The organism is Apibacter sp. ESL0432 (assembly GCF_019469225.1).
Lineage (GTDB): Bacteria > Bacteroidota > Bacteroidia > Flavobacteriales > Weeksellaceae > Apibacter.
In genome coordinates this window covers 1,010,745-1,030,527 of the sequence record NZ_CP048266.1, presented here as the reverse complement: position 1 = coordinate 1,030,527, position 19,783 = coordinate 1,010,745, and the positions used below count along the sequence as shown (strand labels likewise).

Here is a 19,783-nt window from a genome sequence, read left to right as displayed (position 1 = left end):
TAAAATTTATTCAAAGTTATTAATTTAATTCACAACTTACAACTTAAATTTATCTTTAAAAATTAATAAATTCGTAGATTTGTATTATAAAAGAATAAAATCTAATAATCCATGCAGTTAGATATTAAAATTTCGCGGTAATTGAATATAGGATCAATAAATTTTTTAGGTTATGCTTAGACTATTTTTTAATATTACTAATTTGATTCTTAAATATTAATGTTAAATATATTTTATAAATTGGGTTAAAGTATTTATTAGTATTAAAAAAGATACGTTTTTGTAAAATTTATAGTATGATTACTAATGATTTATTTGTCAATTTAATCGAATATTCTCCTCAGTGGGAAAATTGTTCTGAAAATCTTTCTTTTTTATCATTACTTTTAGAAGATTTAACTTCATCGGATCTTATTATTTTACCTGAAATGTTTAATTCCGGTTTCAGTCTTAATCCTACTAAAATCGCTGAAAAAATGGACGGTAGAACAATAAAGTGGATGATTGAAATTTCTTTAAAAAAACACACCGCTATTTGTGGAAGTTTAGTAATTGAAGATAATGGCAATTTTTATAACCGATTTATCTTTGTTGCTGAAGGAAAAATAGTAACGTATTATGATAAGCGACATTTATTTTCATACGGAGGAGAAAATCGATCTTATAAATCGGGAAATAAGCGCGTTGTTTTTTCCTATAGAGGATGGAAAATTTGTCCAATGATTTGCTTTGATCTGCGTTTTCCGGTTTGGTTCAGAAATACGGAGTATTATGATTTATTGATAAATGTTGCTAATTGGCCGGATTCACGTATAGATACTTGGGATACATTATTGAAAGCTCGTGCCATTGAAAATTTATGTTATGTTTGCGGAGTAAACAGAATCGGTTCCGAACCAACCGGGCTCAATTACATTGGTCATTCATCTATTTACACACCCGTTGGTAAAAAGTTAAATTTAACAAATAACCGTAATGCAATTTATAGTCACACTATATCACTAGATGAAATAAAGAAATGGAGATCTCAGTATAATTTTTTAGAAGAACGAGATCATTTTAAAATTTTAAATGATTAGAAAAGAAATTGAAACAAATTTATCCTTTATGAATTTTTAAAATTTTTAATTATAAAAACTTAAATCTTCTATAATTAAGATAATTCGTATAAACATGTATTATTGGTTATTCTTGAGATAAACTAAAAAAAGAAAATCGAACATTACCGTATTTTCTGGATTCGGTAAAATTTGGAAATTCGGAAAAATCTTTTCTTGTATTATGTTCTAAAATAAATTCGCCTTGTTCGGATAAAAAATGATTCTCAAATACAGATTTTATTAAATTTTCGTATTGTTTATCTTCTAAATCGAAAGGGGGATCTGCAAATATGAGATCATATTTTTTATAGCTTTGTTTTTCTAAAAAACTAAAAACATTTTGTTTTATCACATTTACTTCATTTATTCCTAAGAGTTTAATGGTATCTTGAATAAATTTAACATGCTTTCCGTTCAATTCTACCGAGGTTATATCTTTACAACCACGTGAAGCAAATTCATAATCTATTGAACCAATCCCGGAAAATAAATCGAGCACTGAAATATCCGATATCATATATCTATTGGAAATAATGCTAATTAATGCTTCTTTCGCAAAATCAGTTGTGGGTCTAACATCAAAATGTTTGGGGGCTGAAATCTTCTTTCCCTTTAATTTTCCTGATATAATTCGTATCATATATCTAATAGTGTATAATTTTCTCTTTTAAAAGTGTTTTCATCACCGGGTACTACCTTTTGAAAAAGCTTTTTAAATTTTTTTATTGCATTCAGATGGTGCGGTATATGGTAATAATATAATATATGGGTTGAAAGATTTTGGGATAAAGTGTTTGCAATAAATTTCAAAAAATATTCTATATCCTCAACTTTTTTGTATGGATATATATTATATAAAATTAATTTTTGATTTTCTATAATGGATATCTCAAAATAATGATCGTAAATGTGTATAAAAAAACCATTACTGTAAAGGTTTTTGTTAATTTTTGATAAAAATTTAAATCCCGTATGAGAAATTCTTATTTTTTCGGAATAAGAGGTAAAAAGAGTTTCAATTATTTCGGGATAATAAAAAACTAAAACTAAATCAAAATTGGGTATTAAATTAAATCGTATTCCTAAATTTTCTAAATGCGGAACATTAAGATTTAAAAACTTTTCTGCAGTTCTTTCTTCAAAAAATTCATTGGGAATAAGGGTAAATTTGTCATTTAATAGTGTAATGTCTAAAAAATTACACTTGGTATTAAAAAAATTATTTTTTAAGAGTTTATGTGTTAGGGTTTCTTTATCTACTTGGTTCACTAAATTTTCATAATGTATAATTTTTTTTTCATTATTTATAATATAAGAAGCTTTTTTATCTTCAAATAAAAAATTTACTGTAGTAGATAATGATGGATTGGAGGTATGTAATCGTTTACTTTTTTTCAAAGCTTGATTATTATTATGAATAGCAAATATAAATCATATCAACATCATACACAATTTTTATATACATTATAAACTTTATGAAATTAGTCTATGGACCGGTATTTAATTAACTAATTGTATATTTTGATAGTAAAACTATATTTTCTTTTTTAAAATTAAGTGATTGATCAGATTTTTTTTTTATCTAAATAAATTTTGTTTAAACCATTTATAAAACTGTATAATTTAATATTCATGTTTATCTTTATGAACCATTTATTTATACAATAGTAAACAATAACATATTAAACATTTTTTATTAATTACTTAAAAAAATACATAAAATCTAGGAAGTATAATTTTGATAAATGACAGATTTATTGAGAATTAAATATGATTTCAATTTTATCCTTAGTATTAAAATATTTCCTTTTTTTAAATAGTTTTTGTAAATTTGCCCGCTTATAAATTAGAATATAAATGAACGTTACACAAAACAAAATAGATGATTTAAATACTATTGTTAAAATCACCATTAAGCCGGAAGATTATAAACCCAACGTTGAGAAATCACTTAATGATTATCGTAAAAAGCTGAATATGCCTGGCTTCAGAAAAGGAAAAGCTCCGATGAGTATTGTTAAAAAACAATATGAAGGTGCGGTAACTTTTGAAGAAATCAACAAAGTTTTAAATGATGCTTTAAGTAACTTCATTTCTGAAAACAAATTATCCATTTTAGGGCAACCTTTGCCTAAAGAAAATAATGAATTGGATAAAAATGCTCAAGATATGACCTTTGAATTTGAATTAGGATTAGCTCCTGAATTCAAAGTTGATCTTTCAAAAGCTAAAATCCCTTATTATAAAATTGAGGCTACTGAAAAAGAAATTGATGACACTGTTGCTAGAATGCAAACTCAATTTGGAGAAGTTGTAGATGCCGACGCTATTGAAGAAGGTGGAAATTTTGTAGGAGAAGTAGAAGAAATTGATGCTGAAGGAAACCCTGTAGAAGGTGGTGTAAATACTACTATAACTTTTATGGTAGACGATTTAAAGAATAAAGATTCTTTTTTAGGTAAGAAAAAAGGTGATGTAATTACTATCAAGGCTCAAGATTTATTTAATGATGTACATCAACTTCAACATTTCTTTGGGCTTTCCCATGAAGATGCTCATCACTTTAATGCCAATTTAAAAATTACTGTTGAAAAAACTTCTATTAGAACAAAAGCGGAATTAAATCAAGATCTTTTTGATAAAGTTTACGGTAAAGATAAAATTAAGAGCGAAGAAGAATTAAGAGCTAAAATTAAAGAAGAAATCGAAAATTACTATAAAAAGGAATCTGATACTAAATTCATGAATGATTCTGTTGAATGGTTATTAGATACTATACAATTCGATTTACCGACTGAATTTTTGAAAAAATTCATTAAAAGCAAGTCCAAAGAACCAATGACCGACGAAGAAGCGGATGTAGAATATGAAAAATCTGCAAAAGCTTTACGTTATCAATTAATTGAAGGTCAAATTCTTTCAGATAATCAGATAAGCGTACAATATAATGATTTGGTTGAATTCACTAAAAATCAAATGAAACAACAATTTGCAATGTATGGATATGTAGATATTCCTGATTCAGAGTTAGACAAATATGTTGCGAATGCAATGAAAAATGAAGAACATGTTCGTCAATCTTCCGGCAACTTAATTCAACAAGAATTATTCAAAATTTTTGATTCAAAAATTCAGAAAAAAGAAAAAACTGTAACTTTAGAAAAGTTTGATGCAATACTGAAAAAAGAATCAGAAGAAAAGGAAGCTAAAAAATAAGTTAAAACATTGTAGTATATATAATGATATAATGTATTAATCTCATTCTTAATAATATATTTAAACAGGCTATTTTAATAGTCTGTTTTTTTATAAATTTTATAAAAAAATAAATATCATTTAATTTATTATATGTATATTGCAAAGCAAAAAGTCACCTTTTTGTGTTAAAAAGATGACTTTTCTAATAAATACTCAATCAATTATGATCTTTCAATTTCAAAATTGAGTTTTAGTGTTAATTAATTAATAATTCTTCTAAGCTTTTAGTGTTAAAGTGTGTGTGTGTTAAGTCTTAGTGTTAATTAATAATTTTAGTGTTAAAAGCGTTAATTAATTAATTCTAATAAAGTTATTAGTGTTAAAGTGTGTTAAGCTTTAGTGTTAAATTAATAATTTTTAGTTTTTAGTGTTTATATCTTTATATTATGTTATATTCTATTTAGTTTTTAATTTCTTTACGTTAATCTTTATTTTCCTTAGCCTCATTTATTTGATTACAAAGTTATAGATTTTTTTCTAATATCCAAAACCGCTTAAATTCATTTAATCAATTATTGACAAAAAACTATATATTTTCAATACTGAAAAAAAAATATTTATTTGATTATTAAGCAATTATACAACAAAAAGAGACAAAAAATGAGCAATGTTAAAATTATTATAAAATTATGTGTATAAAATTTTAGAAAATTTTAACTATATATTTTATCCTTGAATCTTAATTTAATAGATTTTTTTCCATATAGAAATTTATAATAGCATTATAAAAATTACTAATAGATAAATTAACTTTCTATTCTTCTTTATGCTTATTGAAGGAATCCAATATTAATTTTTGTCTAAGATCCAATAACCTTTTCATATTATGGAATACTCTACCGGTCAAGCTTCTCACCCACCCTTTCTTTTTTAGTGAAGGAAGTATTTGTTCCAATGTATCAAAATTCTTATTCATTTTTTGAATTTCCAATCTGCTAATCTCTTCGTCATCAACAATAGATGTTATTTCTTCTTCAAGCTTTTTTCTAAGGAGTTTAAGTTTTTGTTTAATTCTTATAATTTCTTCCGTATTGAAATAATCATCATATTCATCAAATTTTTCACAAATTTTATCTATTTGTTCTTGTTCTTCTGCCAAAAGACCTAATGGTGAAGCTAATGAAATTTCATTCCAAATAACTTCCAACCATTTTTCTATTTTTATATATACGTTAGCAATTGAATCTATAATGAAATCTTCATGCATTGAAAATCTGCCGGGAACTGCTTCTCCTGAAATAGTGTATTTTTCGTTATCTTTTTTTTCAATGAAATAATTTTCATCTTTAAATAAAATATAATATTTGGGTTCTATTAGATATATAATTTTAATAGTATTTTGATTTATATCAACTTTAAAGTCAACATATTCAAATTTATCATTCTGTTTAAAAATTTCGATAATGTTCTCTAAAAAATCTTTTTGTATCATATATTGAAGCAGTTACACAACTATTTTAATTGTAAATATAAATATTTAATCTTGAAAATTATCAATATAAAACTTTTTTTTTAATTTTGTACTATTAATAAACATACCTTATTTTTTATATATTCATTATTTTATTCGTTAAATTATGGAAAATAAACATAAAACTACTATTGACAGATTACTAGATTTTATGGTTTATAAAAACCTAAATGATAACAAACTAACTAAGTTAGCAAATTTATCTGTTGGACTTATCGGAAGGGCTAGAAGGAACAAGTCGGGTTTACATACAGATACTATTGAAAAAATTTTACATACGTTTCCGGAATTAAATCCTACTTGGCTGCTTACAGGTAATGGATCTATGTTATTAGATTCGAATGATATTCCTAAAGACAAACCGGTAATGAATGAGTCAGATACCCTTATTGATGAAATATTCATTACTCAAAAAGATATTATCTATATGTTGAAAAAGAAATATTTTAAAGTTTAAGATATAAAATCTTATTTTTACTTTATATTTTCAATAATAGCATATACAGGAAAGTGGTCACTATACCCCCCTAAATATCTACTTCCTGTATAGGTCCGCCAAGGGGTTCCTAATTTTTCCCTATCCGGATTTTGAAGAAATGGAGGATTAAATACATTGGAATTTGAATATCTGAGTTTGCTGTTTTCATCGAAAAAAGATTTTGAAAAAATAATTTGATCAAAAAGCATCCCTTTTCCTTCATGAAAAGTACTGTATAAATCTCTTTTATATAAATTCTCAAAAGGATTATATAATTCACGTTCTTTTAATTCTTGTATCGTTTTTTTATTCCAAAGCTGTTGATATAAATAGGTGGTGGTAGGATCTTCATTAAAATCACCCATTATAATAATATTTGCTAAGATATCTTTATCAAAAATTTCATTAATTTTTTTTCTTAATTCGTGAAGAATATGAATACGTTTAGATACATTAATATTATTTTCTCGTTTAGAGGGTAAATGCAATACAAAAAAATGAATGGTAATATTTTCTAGCTTTCCCTTTGCATACGTAATATCTCTTGTATAATCTCTACTACCATCACTATTAAATATAGGAATTCTTATAAATTCTGAATCTTTAATAGTAAAGAATTCTTTATTGTAAAAAAAAGCAGTATCTATACCTCTTTCATCCAATGAGTCTTTATGAACATACCCATAATTAGCTTTAAAAGGAAATTCTTCAAGAAGTTCATCTATCACCTTTTTATTTTCAATTTCACATAAACCAAAAAACGTTGGTAACTTTTGAGTTTCTTCTTCTCCTATACGACTAATAGTTTTGGCTATTTTAGCTAATTTATTTTTATATCTTGAAATGTTCCAGGAACGACTACCCTGAAAAGGTAAATCGCCAATATTTTTTTTACTTCCGGATTCATATAAATTTTCAACATTGTAAAATGCAATGGTATGATGCATAAATATTTTTTATATATCAAATGTATTAATTTATTATATAATGCAATATTTATTCCCAACCGTAAACAATAGTTAGTATTTTTTCATTTATTGTATTACTTACTTAAACCAATTGAAAGTTTTATAACCATGGTCTTATTTACTATTGATGTTATAACTCCCGGATTTATATTTATAAATTTATCTAATACATAAAAGGCTTTTCGCTGTAATTTAGTTCAATAAAACTATATAATTCATAAACTAAATTCTTACAGTTAAACAAAGCTTAATAAGAGCATTTGCACTATAGATATTGGATAAGATAATGTAAAACTTATATAATGTATAGAATTATATCAAAATTTATAAAAGTCAATAAATTAATTTAGAGATTACATCATCAAAAAAATGACATCCAAAATTTTTGTTGCAAATAGGCTTTAAAATTATATTCCTCTATAACTTTAGACATCTCAAAAGGTATATATACCTGATAATCATTTCTTTCATCTTGCAGTTGATTTAATATAGTAACAAAACTAATATTAGAAATTATTTTTTCACCTAGAAAAGCAGATATTAATAAGCCCAGTTTGTTTACTATAATTTTAGAATTTAATAAAGATATTTGAGAAGAAGAGGCAATCAAGGAATAATATTCTTCTAATCGATCTTTAAGTAAAAAAATCAAAAATTTAGAACTTGCACATTGCTTTTTTAAATTCGTTGGATCCAAAAATAAATTTGAAACACTAAATAATATATTCATCTTTCCAATACTTTTACACATGGATTCTAGCTTTTTTTGCTCTCCTTTCTCTAAAATTAATTCAAGTAAACTAGCTGTTGTAGTATGAAGGGCTTGAATAATATTTGATTCTTTTTCCTTTGAAATTTTGGAAATATTGGTTATTACTTCAGGGGTAATAAATTCAGAAATTGAATTAAATAAGTATTCCATAATTTTTAGTGTTAAAATTTAAAATAAAAAATACAAAAACTATACCAATTAATAGTTTATTATAATATATAAATAAATATCATTATTTTATTTACATATAATTTAATTAATTATAAAACAAAAACCCCAAAAATAAAGGGGTTTTTATATTATTTAAAAAATCTGAAATTATTTTACAGATACACCATTTTCAATGATATCATCAGGGGTTATAAATGAAAATTTTCCATCTACATTCTTTGATAAAAGTAACATCCCTTGACTTTCAATGCCGCGTATTTTTCTGGGAGCTAAATTAACAAGTACGGTAACCTGCTTACCAACTAATTCTTCAGGAGTAAAGCTTTCTGCAATTCCCGATACAATGGTTCGAACATCTATTCCTGTATCTACTTTAAATTGCAGTAATTTATCAGCTTTTTCAACCTTTTTGGCTTCCAATATGGTACCTATTCTTAAATCAATCTTATCAAATTCATCAAATGTGATATTATCTTTTTGAGGTTCTGCCCGGTTATTATTTAGAGAAGCATTTTGTTTTTTTGAATTTTCTAATTTTTCAATTTGATAATCAATTTGTTTATCTTCAATTTTATCGAAAAGAAGGGATATAAGATTTATTTTACTTCCGGAAGGTAACAAGATTTTACCTGATTCAAGATCTTTCCATGAATGATAATTTAAATTTAAACCATTCATTATTTTTTGCGAAGAAAAAGGTATAAATGGCTCAGATAATTCCCCGAGATAAGCAGCAATTTGAGCTGATACGTATAAAGTTTCTTTTACTTTTTCCGGTTCATCTTTAATTTTTTTCCACGGCTCTTGCTCTTGTAAAAATTTATTACCTAAACGAGCTAAATTCATTAAAGAACTTAAACCGTTCCTAAATTCGTAGTTAGATAAATAAGTTGATATTTCTTTGGATATTTTAGAAAGATATTCTAATTCTTCGGAATGAAAGTTATTTCCAACTTCGGGTATTTCTCCATCATAATATTTATTAATTAGAACGGATACCCTATTTATAAAATTACCAAAAATTCCTACTAATTCTGAATTATTTTTAGTTTGAAAATCTTTCCAAGTAAAATTATTATCTTTTGTTTCAGGGGCATTGGCTAGTAAAGTATATCGTAAAGAATCTTGTTTTCCCGGAAAATCAGCAAGATATTCATGAGCCCAAACCGCCCAATTTCTTGAGGTTGATATTTTATCGTTTTCTAAATTTAAAAACTCATTAGCCGGTACATTGTCCGGTAATATATAATCCCCATGAGCTTTCAACATAGACGGAAAAATTATGCAATGAAAAACAATATTATCTTTTGCAATAAAATGAATCAGCTTGGTTTCTTTATCTTGCCAATAAGGTTTCCAATCTTTTCCTGTTCTTTCCGCCCACTCTTTGGTGGAGGAAATATACCCTATCGGGGCATCAAACCAAACATATAGAACTTTACCTTTTTCTCCTTCTAAAGGCACGGGCACTCCCCAGTCTAAATCTCGAGTCATGGCACGAGGTTTAAGTCCCTCTTCCAACCATGATTTCACTTGACCGTAAACATTGGGTTTCCAATCTTTTTTATGACCTTTTAATATCCAATCGGAAATAAATTCTTGATATTCATTAAGAGGCAAATACCAATGCTTCGTCTTTTTCAAAATAGGTTTCTCACCACTTAACATGGAATGAGGATTGATTAGTTCATCCGGACTCAATGTGGAACCACATTTTTCGCATTGATCTCCATATGCGTTTGTATTACCACATTTAGGACAGGTTCCTACAATATATCGATCTGCTAAAAATTCATTTGCTTTTTCATCAAAATATTGTTCTGTTTCTTCTTCAATAAATTTTCCATCCTCGTATAGTTTTAAAAAAAATTCTTGAGCTGTTTTAATGTGTATAGGAGCCGTAGTACGCGAATAGTTATCATACGAAATTCCTAATTCCGTAAATGTTTGCTTCATTAATTCATGATACCTATCTACCACATCTTGAGGAGTAACACCTTCTTTTTTCGCTCTTATCGTAATTGGAATTCCGTGTTCATCTGACCCTCCTATTAATATAACATCATGATCATTTCTTCTTAAAAATCGGGCATATACGTCCGCAGGTATATATACTCCTGATAAATGACCTATATGTAAAGGGCCATTTGCATAGGGAAGTGCTGTAGTTATAGTATATCTACTCATTTAATTAATATTATGTTTTTTGTTTAAAAAATGCAGTATGCAATCTTTAACAAAGGTACAAAGTAACAAAATACTAAAAAAGGATTATCTTATTTTTATATTTTTATCCTATTATATTAAATTGTCTTTATTTAGGAGGAGCTAAATATATAAATGGTTCATAAGGGATATTTCTTAAAACAGTAAAAATAATTAGAAACACTAAAATCAGTATTCCAATTTCATTTGAAAATATAAATTTGATAACATACTTTTTACTATTAAAAATATACATCTGAATTGATGCAAATACTACATATAAAAGAAAAGGTAGAAAATATATTAAAATATTATAACGTGACGCTTGTAAAAATTCTCCATGTAATAAAAAATGAAACGCCCTTTGTCCGCCACAACCCGTACAATTTAGTCCGGTTAATAATTTAAAAAGACATGGTAATGCTAAATTTGTTTTATTGGGATTTATAACATAATAATATATACATAAGAAAGTAATAAGAGTTAGTAAGCTAAACCACACTAAACCTCTATTTCGAAGAATTTTGATTAACATAAATTACAGAAATAGTTATCAATTTATTTTTAATATTATAAGTGGTTTAAGAACAACTTAACCATTCTTAAACCATCCTTGGTAATAAAACATATTTCCAAAAAATATAATAAAGAGAATAAGTAAAATGTATATTAATACATTGAAAAAAAAGATAATTAAAGAAATTATTGATAAAATTCGAGTGTCTTTTGATTTTAGCATTGCTCCGAAATGATCTCCGGAATTGTAAATAGTTTTTACCTCATTAGCAAATATTATAGATAAAACTCCAAATATAATTCCTATTAAACTAAAAGAAAAAATATTAAGTATGGTAGAAATAATTGCTAATACCATATGATTATTGGGTAATCTATCATTTTTTTCGTCAGTTGGAACTGTCGAAGCAGCTGAATTTTCATATTGCAAATTTGAATGTTGATCTTCCATAAATAAAATTTTTTATCATATATAATTTTCTATTGAACCAATAATTTTAAATATTTATTAATTTATGAAATATATTCTTATTTGTAAATCAATATTTAGTAAAAAAATGATTAAAATAAAAATTATTTTTTATTAATCTCAATAATTACAAAAATTATACCTTTTATCATAAATTTATAATCTTAGATTGTTAAATTAAATAAATTATATTAATTAAACCATGATCCTAAAGATTGTATAAGTTATAAATAAAATATTCTAAGCATCTATTATAAAGCAAGTAATAACTTTTTTAAAGAGTGAATAGTAAATAACTTTCTATTCACCATAAATATTCTGATATTTGCAAAAAATATAGTAATGATATCTTTAGAAACAACCATTTCCAATAAAAAATTCAGTAACTGTTTGATGAATGCATCGGGTGTAAAATGTATGACGTTAGAAGAGTTATCGAACATGAAAAACTCAGGATCAGGAACTTGGATAACTAAAAGTTGTACCCTATCTCCTAGAGAAGGTAACCCGTCTCCTAGATATGTTGATTTAAAATTAGGAAGTATTAATTCGATGGGATTACCAAATTTAGGTTTTGAATTTTATCTTGATTATGTTCTTAATGAACACAAAGAAGGAAATGATAACTTATTTTTTTCAGTTGCCGGTTTAACGTTAGAAGATAATATAGAAATGTTGAACCAAATTGAAAAGTCTGATTTTCAAGGTTTGGTTGAATTAAATTTATCTTGCCCAAATATACCTGGAAAACCACAAACGGGTTATGATTTTGAAAGAACTGAAGAAGTTTTGAATAAGGTATTTTCATTTTATACAAAACCTTTAGGAGTTAAGCTTCCTCCATACTTTGATATGGTACATTTTGAAATGGTTGCCGATATTTTAAATAAATACCCGATTCAATTCGTAACTTGTATCAATAGTATCGGAAATGCCTTGTATATTGAAGATGAATCCGTTGTTATAAAACCTAAAGGAGGATTTGGAGGAATTGGAGGAGCTTATGTAAAACCTACCGCTTTAGCTAATGTTAGAATGTTTTATAAATTATTAAGAAAAGATATTTATATTATCGGATGTGGAGGGGTCGAAACCGGTAGAGATGTTTTTGAACACATCTTATGCGGGGCTTCCATGGTTCAGGTTGGTACACAGTTAATGAAAGACGATACTAAAATTTTTTCCAAATTATCTTCTGAATTAAAAGAAATTATGAAAACCAAAAATTACGCTACATTATCCGATTTTAAAGGTATGCTTAAAGAACTTTAATATTTACTTTAGCTAAATTTTGGTACACTATTTTCTGCTTAAAAAAATAAACTCAAAAATATAATAAAATAAATGTTAACCATTGGTATTGCCGGAGGAACTGGTTCCGGAAAAACAACCGTTGTAAACAACATCCTTAATCAATTGGATTCCAACAGTGTAAATGTACTCACTCAAGACAATTATTATCATTACAATCCTGAGTTGTCATTTGATGAGCGAGAACTGTTAAATTACGATCATCCGAGAGCTATTGATTTTGATTTATTAATCGACCATGTAAAAAAGTTAAAAGCGGGGCAAGCTATTGAAGAGCCTCTTTATTCTTTTATAACCCATTCCAGAACGGAAGATGTTACGATTATTCAACCTAAGGAAATCCTTATTGTCGAAGGAATATTAGTATTGACAAATCCTGAATTAAGAAAAGAATTTGATGTTAAAGTATATGTCAATGTTGATTCTGACGAAAGATTAATTAGAAGAATCAGAAGAGATATTCAGGAAAGAGGCAGAGATTTAGAAGAAGTATTGAGTAGGTATCAATCTACTTTAAAACCGATGCATGAAGAATTTATACAACCCTCTATGGCTTATGCTGACATTATAATTCCGACAATGAAAAAAAATACTGTTGCAATTGATGTATTAAGTACGGTGATCCAAAATACTTTAAAAAATCGTTCTAACTAAAGAATGGAAAAAAAAGGCAATAAATCGTCAGATAAAAAATCTATCTTCGGTAAACACTGGTATTCCAGTATTTACTTAATACTTTCCATTATATTTATTATTTGGATGCTTTTTTTTGATACAAATTCTTATTTAACTCATAAAGAATTAAATAATGAAATTTCCAAATTAAAACATGAAAAAGAATATTATAAAAGTAAACTAGATTCTGAAAATATTCAGTATAAAAATTTAAAAAATAATAAAGAAGCTCGAGAAAAATATGCTCGAGAAAATTATTTTTTTAAAAAAAATAATGAAGATATTTTCATCATGGTAACGAAAGATGATTCTATAACGCCAAAATCTAACCCTTAAATCTTAGATTAATTAAATAGTTACATATTTTTTTAGCTTTTTAAAATAAATACATTTAAAATGCATACTTTAACATTTATTTCGTTATAACTTTATTAATTTAATTAATAAGCTTTAAAATAACTTATATTTTTATAATTTTAAAAAAAATTAGTATAATATAAAAAGATATGATTCTATAACTTTTAACAATTTTATAGTAACTGTATCATATAATGTATACTATATAAATTAAAAATACCAGTTAATGGGATAAATAGTAAGAATAAGATAAATAAGGTAAAAGATATTTATAATGTATGAATTACAAAGATATTAGTAAAGGTATAATTAGCGCTGTATCCGTTATTGCACTTACAGTTCTTTTATTTTTTTTATTATGGAAAATTCGATTTGTATTAGGTTATATTTTTGTTGCATTTGCCTTTTCTTTAATGGGAAGACCTTTAATGAATTTTCTAAGTGAAAAGGTTCGAATATCTAATACCATTTCTGCTTGTATCACTCTATTAATTATGGTAGGTACTCTTCTTACTTTTTTAAGCTTTGTAATTCCTTTAGCCATCGAACAAGCCGGAAATTTATCTTTGTTGGATACAGATAAATTACAAAATTCAATAACAGAACAAGTAAAATTAATTGATGAAGCCTTACGAAGCAAGCATATCTATTTATTTGAAGATAATTATGCACAATTATTTACTTCAAAGTTTAATTTTAAAATACATATGGATACACTGCAAAGTGGATTTTCAATTTTAGCTGAATTAGGTATTTCCATATTTTCTGTAACATTTATTACTTTTTTCTTTTTAAGAGAAAAAGACTTATTTAACAGAATGATCATTGGTGCAGCTCCAACCAATGACATAAAAAAAGTCATTCAGGTGCTCTCTAATATTAAAGATTTATTAACCAGATATTTTCTTGGATTGTGTTTACAAATATGTTCTATGTTTTTACTTTATTTAGCTATTTTGGGCGGTTTTAACATTAAAGATATGGTAATAATAGCTATGTTTTGTGCGTTTTGTAACCTTATACCTTATTTAGGACCTTTGCTTGGTTTTTTTATTATCAATTTGCTCAGCATGAGCAGTATGTTTTCCTTAGGTATGGACTTTAATAGTCAAATTATACCTACCATATTTTGGATCAGTATTTTATATTTAATTGCCCAATTAATTGATAATGCGATATTTCAACCTTTAATTTATGCTAAAAGTGTCAAATCTCATCCATTGGAAATTTTTTTAGTTATGCTAATCTTCGGTATTTTATTTGGTGCTATCGGTGTTACTTTCGCAATTCCCGGTTATACGGTATTAAGAGTCGTTATGAAAAGCTTCTTCAACCGTTTTAAAATTGTACAAGCCATTACAAAAAATTTGTAGTTAAAAAACTTTCAATCTTGCAAAGATTCTAATAATGTCTTTTGGTAAAAAATCTATTTTAAAATTAAATAAAGTACTTTTTATAAATCAATATTTAACTTATTTACAATCATGTAATTTTGTAACTAATATATAGCCATTCAAGAATTGTGATAAATACTCATTTACTACATAAAGAAGTTCAAGAATATATAACCAACCATCTTAATTCTAATATATCGGAATTAAGGTTTAAAAAATCTCCTTTTACGGGGATCTCTTCTCTTGAATTAATTCAACAAATTCAAGGAAAGAAAATTTCTCAAAAAAAATTTCCATTTCTTTATGAGAATAATGAGATCATATACCCTCCGCATATTAACCTTGAACAAGCTTCATCTCAAAGTACGGCTTTATTTAAACAATCAATTATAAACGGCAAAACCGGTATTGATTTAACAGGTGGTACGGGAATTGATAGTTTTTTTTTATCGGAACAAACCAAAGAATTTTATTATGTCGAGCCGAATCTTGATCTCCTGGAAATAGTAAAACATAATTTTACAGTACTTGGTAAAAAAAATGTGAACTTTATAAACAAAACCGCCGAGGAATTTATTTCTTCTAATTCTACACATTTCGATTTTATTTATTTAGATCCATCCAGACGTGATGAAAATAAAAATAAAAAAATTGATTTAAAAGATCTATTCCCTAATATATTAAACTTAAAAGATACATTATTTAAATTTTCGAATTCCATTTTTATTAAGCTTTCTCCTCTTCTTGATCTTCAAAGAGCAATTGATCAATTACCGATTTCAAAAATTTATATTGTGTCTGTTAAAAATGAAACCAAAGAATTAATAGTGCAATTGAATCCTGAGGATAAATTAAACCTCTCCAATCCTTATGTACATTGTATCAATCTGGAATCAGGACAGCCTGATTTTTGTTATTTTTGGCAAGAGGAAAAAATATCTCCAGTTCCCTCCTATTCCATTCCGAAATCGTATCTATATATACCCAATTCATCCCTATTAAAATCAGGAGCATTTAAACAATTAGGTATTAAATTTACTATTGATAAGTTACATTCCAATTCCCATATGTACACTTCAGAAAACAAAATTGAAAATTTTCCGGGACGTACTTTCATACTTATTGACAAAAATTTTAATCCTAAAAAAACTATTCATAAACAATTTAATATAATCAGTCGAAATTATCCGTTAAGACCTGAAGAAATTAAGAAAAAATATAAGCTTGTTGATGGCGGAACTAAGTATTTAATTTTTACACGTTCTTTACAAGGAAATATTTGCATGCTGGCAGAAAGTATCTAGATTGCCAATTTAATATAACTTAATTTTATAACATTTTATATTTTATTTAAGAAATAATTAAGATTATTAAATTTAACTTGCAAAATCATTTTAGAAGAACTAATTATTCAAACATTCATTAAAAAATGTATAAAAAAATTATATATATTATATCATTAATAAGCCTTTTCAATACAACCTTTACCAATTGCAAAAAATCAAATTACGAAGTAAATAAAAGTGTTCAGAATAAAAAACCTTCAATTCCCGGATATTACAATATAAATTTTGATTCTATATTTACTAAAAAGGATAATTATTCTCCGGAAGACGATACCATTGTATATCAGTTGAATAAATATTTCACTCATGTCTGGAAATCAAAAAATTTAAGCGGTGGTATTTTAGTCGCTAGAGGCAACTCCATACTGTTAGAAAAATATAATGGATATTCCAATTGGGAAGATAAAACATTAATTTCACCCCAAACCTCTCTGCACGTGGCTTCGGTAAGCAAAATTTTAACTTCTTTAGCTGTATTGAAATTAGTTGAAGCTCACAAGATAAATTTAGATCAGAAAGTAAATACCATACTTACTGATTTTCCCTATTCGGATATAACTATACATGATTTATTGACACATCGAAGCGGTCTTCCGGAATATACTCATTTGGTTGATTTGATTAACACTTGGGATAAAAGAAAGAAAATGTCCAATGAAGATGTTTTAGATTTATTTTCAACTCATACTCCATTACTACAATATAAACCGAATACTCATTTTTCATACTCAAATTCTAATTTTGCTCTTTTAGCCTTAATCATAGAGAAAACAACCAACATGTCTTTTCCGGAAGTCATAAATACAATGATATTTACCCCTTTGGGAATGAAACATTCGTATATACTTCAAGAAAAGGATTTAAAAAAAGCTAATCTATCCTACTATCCTGACGGCAGACCCTATAAATTCAATCACCTGGATTTAGTTTACGGAGATAAAAACGTTTATACCACTCCAGAAGATCTGTTCCGATTAAGTCAGGCCATGTATGCTCCAAACTTTTTACGTAAAGACTTATTAGATCAAATGTACACTCCGTACAGTAATGAAATACCGAACATTAAAAACTACGGATTGGGTATGCGATTAATGGTATTTAAAAACGGCAAAAAATTAATCTACCATACCGGATGGTGGCATGGAAGCAATGCCATATTTATTCATCTTGTGGATGAGAAAGTCACTATTATAGCCATTGGAAATAAATATTCAAATATGATCTATTCGGCTATTCGATTAGCACCTCTATTCGGTGACTATCCTTTACCAAATATGAATAAGTATAAGTACGATTAAATTTACTTATTAATAAACAGTATAGAAGTCAACCTTAAGTATATTTGGATGGAGTAATACCATAAAATACGTTGAAATTTATTTATATTTGCTTACCGATTAAAATATATTAAATGAACGATTACAGTATTAAAGAATTGTTAGCTAAAGGAAAAAAAGCTTTACAGGAAGAAGTAGTAATTAGAGGATGGGTGCGATCTTTTCGTTCCAATCAATTTATTGCTCTTAATGATGGTTCGGGGCAAAATAATGTTCAAATTATAATCAATTACAACGATTTTGATACTGAAACTTTAAAACAAATTACAACAGCATCTTCTCTTTATGTTGAAGGAAAAGTTACTGAAAGCAAAGGAGCGGGACAAGAGATTGAAGTCGTAGCCAATACAATAAAAATTTACGGATATGCTAATCCTGAAGATGTTCAGGAAACTATCTTACAGCCTAAAAGACATTCATTGGAAAAATTGAGAGAGCAAGCACATCTTCGTTTTCGCACCAATACCTTTGCTGCGGTAATGAGGGTTAGAAATGCTTTAAGTTTTGCCATTCACCAATATTTTAATAAAAATGGATTTTGCTATATCAATACTCCTATAATTACCGGATCAGATGCTGAAGGCGCGGGAGAAATGTTTACCGTTACCAATTTCAATTTAGATAATCTTCCTAAAAATGACGAGGGAAACACAGATTTTTCTCAAGATTTCTTTGGAAAAAAGACAAATCTGACCGTTTCAGGACAATTGGAAGCTGAAACTGCTGCTATGGGTCTAGGAAAAGTTTATACATTCGGTCCTACTTTTCGGGCTGAAAATTCAAATACTACTCGACATTTAGCGGAATTTTGGATGGTTGAACCGGAAGTTGCTTTTTATGATTTGGATCAAGATATGGATCTTGCAGAAGATTTTCTAAAATATTGCATCCAATATGCTGTTGATAATTGTAAAGAAGATTTGGAATTTCTAAACAAACGATTTGAAGAAGAACAAAAACAAAAACCGAAAGAAGAAAAATCAGAACAAAATTTACTTGAAAAATTAGATTTCGTATTAAATAATAAATTTATCAGACTTAGCTATACGGAAGCTATTAATATTCTTAAACAATCGAAACCGAATCAAAAGAAAAAATTCAAATATCTTATTGATGAATGGGGAGCAGATTTACAATCTGAACATGAAAGATATTTAGTTGAAAAACATTTTAAAAGTCCGGTAGTGTTATATGATTATCCGGCAAAAATAAAAGCTTTCTACATGCGTTTAAATGACGATCATAAAACCGTACGTGCTATGGACGTTCTCTTTCCGGGTATTGGTGAAATTATTGGAGGATCACAAAGAGAAGAAAGAATTGATATTTTAAAACAAAAAATGAAAGATATGAATGTTGACGAAAAGGAATTATGGTGGTATTTAGATACACGTAAATTCGGTACAGTGCCTCATTCAGGATTTGGACTTGGGTTAGAACGCCTCGTTTTATTTGTTACAGGTATGAGTAATATTAGAGACGTTATACCTTTTCCTAGAACCCCTAAAAACGCTGAATTTTAAAAATTGATTAATAATAATAAAAAAGATGCTTATATATATGTAAGCATCTTTTTTATTATTATTTATTACCATCTTAAAATTTATATTTTATTAACTCTTCTACTATTTACTTAAAGAATTGATGAATAAAATATATTCATTACTAGTCTAAAATCCATTAAATGAAAAGCAATTTCTAAAAAATTTAATTAAATCATCTCTTAGATAACGATATTTTTATTATATGTTTACTATATAATAACTTGTAAAAATTGCTTTAAAAAAAATAAAACCACCAAAAAAAATATTGTGAAGTTTTAATTTAATATAAATTGAAAAATTTAAGACTTTAGCAAAAAAAAATTCATTACAAAAATTATGCCTTTATTTGTATCTTACATATTAATAATGTAAATTTGAATTTATAAACCTTACTTAATCTACTTTTATAAA

18 protein-coding genes are annotated in these 19,783 nt (G+C 26.6%); 10 read left to right on the top strand and 8 right to left on the bottom strand.

The window, feature by feature from the left end; all coding sequences use genetic code 11:
* The first annotated feature begins 296 nt into the window (after positions 1-296).
* Positions 297-1,079, top strand: a complete 783-nt coding sequence (locus GYM73_RS04350; RefSeq protein WP_166003595.1) for a nitrilase-related carbon-nitrogen hydrolase — start codon at positions 297-299, stop codon at positions 1,077-1,079.
* Positions 1,080-1,185: 106 nt separating this feature from the next.
* Here the strand turns inward: GYM73_RS04350 and GYM73_RS04345 are convergent, their stop codons facing one another.
* Together GYM73_RS04345 and GYM73_RS04340 are read right to left on the bottom strand one after the other, a co-directional pair.
* Positions 1,186-1,740 (bottom strand): RsmD family RNA methyltransferase, encoded by a 555-nt coding sequence (locus GYM73_RS04345; protein WP_220234255.1) that lies wholly within the window; start codon positions 1,738-1,740, stop codon positions 1,186-1,188.
* Positions 1,737-2,498 (bottom strand): DUF3822 family protein, encoded by a 762-nt coding sequence (locus GYM73_RS04340; protein WP_220234254.1) that lies wholly within the window; start codon positions 2,496-2,498, stop codon positions 1,737-1,739. The genes GYM73_RS04345 and GYM73_RS04340 overlap by 4 nt, the downstream gene beginning before the upstream one ends.
* A 459-nt stretch (positions 2,499-2,957) precedes the next feature.
* On the opposite strand from GYM73_RS04340, the gene tig reads away from it, so the two are divergent.
* Entirely contained in the window at positions 2,958-4,316 is a 1,359-nt protein-coding gene (gene tig, locus GYM73_RS04335) for a trigger factor (RefSeq protein WP_220234253.1), read from the top strand.
* A gap of 796 nt (positions 4,317-5,112) precedes the next feature.
* Here tig and GYM73_RS04330 read toward each other — a convergent pair.
* Entirely contained in the window at positions 5,113-5,790 is a 678-nt protein-coding gene (locus GYM73_RS04330; protein WP_220234252.1) for a hypothetical protein, read from the bottom strand.
* Between the two features lie 145 nt (positions 5,791-5,935).
* On the opposite strand from GYM73_RS04330, the gene GYM73_RS04325 reads away from it, so the two are divergent.
* A complete protein-coding gene (locus GYM73_RS04325) occupies positions 5,936-6,286 on the top strand; it encodes a hypothetical protein (RefSeq protein ID WP_105297502.1) in 351 nt (116 codons plus the stop codon).
* A gap of 17 nt (positions 6,287-6,303) precedes the next feature.
* Here GYM73_RS04325 and GYM73_RS04320 read toward each other — a convergent pair whose 3' ends face one another.
* The 5 genes from GYM73_RS04320 to GYM73_RS04300 all read right to left on the bottom strand — a co-directional run bounded on the left by GYM73_RS04320 (position 6,304) and on the right by GYM73_RS04300 (position 11,390).
* Positions 6,304-7,254, bottom strand: coding sequence for an endonuclease (locus GYM73_RS04320; protein ID WP_220234251.1), 951 nt, complete (start codon positions 7,252-7,254; stop codon positions 6,304-6,306).
* A 382-nt stretch (positions 7,255-7,636) separates the two neighbouring features.
* Positions 7,637-8,197 carry a hypothetical protein gene (locus GYM73_RS04315; protein WP_220234250.1) on the bottom strand — a complete coding sequence of 187 codons (561 nt, stop codon included), beginning with the start codon at positions 8,195-8,197 and terminating at the stop codon, positions 7,637-7,639.
* Between the two features lie 168 nt (positions 8,198-8,365).
* Positions 8,366-10,405 carry a methionine--tRNA ligase gene (metG, locus tag GYM73_RS04310; protein WP_220234249.1) on the bottom strand — a complete coding sequence of 680 codons (2,040 nt, stop codon included), beginning with the start codon at positions 10,403-10,405 and terminating at the stop codon, positions 8,366-8,368.
* A 127-nt stretch (positions 10,406-10,532) separates the two neighbouring features.
* Positions 10,533-10,958 carry a DUF2752 domain-containing protein gene (locus GYM73_RS10015; protein WP_160542182.1) on the bottom strand — a complete coding sequence of 142 codons (426 nt, stop codon included), beginning with the start codon at positions 10,956-10,958 and terminating at the stop codon, positions 10,533-10,535.
* Positions 10,959-11,015: 57 nt separating this feature from the next.
* Positions 11,016-11,390, bottom strand: a complete 375-nt coding sequence (locus GYM73_RS04300; RefSeq protein ID WP_166006416.1) for a CD225/dispanin family protein — start codon at positions 11,388-11,390, stop codon at positions 11,016-11,018.
* Between the two features lie 360 nt (positions 11,391-11,750).
* Between GYM73_RS04300 and GYM73_RS04295 the strand changes: the two genes are divergently transcribed.
* From GYM73_RS04295 to asnS, 7 genes are all read left to right on the top strand, one after another.
* Complete coding sequence (locus tag GYM73_RS04295) at positions 11,751-12,680, top strand: dihydroorotate oxidase (protein ID WP_160542184.1); 930 nt, start codon at positions 11,751-11,753, stop codon at positions 12,678-12,680.
* A 72-nt stretch (positions 12,681-12,752) separates the two neighbouring features.
* Positions 12,753-13,373: a uridine kinase gene (gene udk / locus GYM73_RS04290; RefSeq protein ID WP_160542185.1), complete on the top strand. Its 621-nt coding sequence runs from the start codon at positions 12,753-12,755 to the stop codon at positions 13,371-13,373.
* 3 nt (positions 13,374-13,376) lie between these two features.
* The gene (locus tag GYM73_RS04285) at positions 13,377-13,730 is read left to right on the top strand and encodes a septum formation initiator family protein (RefSeq protein WP_160567302.1); all 354 of its coding nucleotides are present in this window, start codon (positions 13,377-13,379) and stop codon (positions 13,728-13,730) included.
* 299 nt (positions 13,731-14,029) lie between these two features.
* Positions 14,030-15,124, top strand: a complete 1,095-nt coding sequence (locus tag GYM73_RS04280) for an AI-2E family transporter (protein WP_160567304.1) — start codon at positions 14,030-14,032, stop codon at positions 15,122-15,124.
* A gap of 149 nt (positions 15,125-15,273) precedes the next feature.
* Positions 15,274-16,449 (top strand): class I SAM-dependent methyltransferase, encoded by a 1,176-nt coding sequence (locus tag GYM73_RS04275; RefSeq protein WP_220234248.1) that lies wholly within the window; start codon positions 15,274-15,276, stop codon positions 16,447-16,449.
* A gap of 125 nt (positions 16,450-16,574) precedes the next feature.
* Positions 16,575-17,789, top strand: coding sequence for a serine hydrolase (locus tag GYM73_RS04270; RefSeq protein WP_220234247.1), 1,215 nt, complete (start codon positions 16,575-16,577; stop codon positions 17,787-17,789).
* 113 nt (positions 17,790-17,902) lie between these two features.
* Positions 17,903-19,351 carry an asparagine--tRNA ligase gene (asnS, locus tag GYM73_RS04265; RefSeq protein WP_220234246.1) on the top strand — a complete coding sequence of 483 codons (1,449 nt, stop codon included), beginning with the start codon at positions 17,903-17,905 and terminating at the stop codon, positions 19,349-19,351.
* The last annotated feature ends 432 nt before the right edge of the window (positions 19,352-19,783 follow it).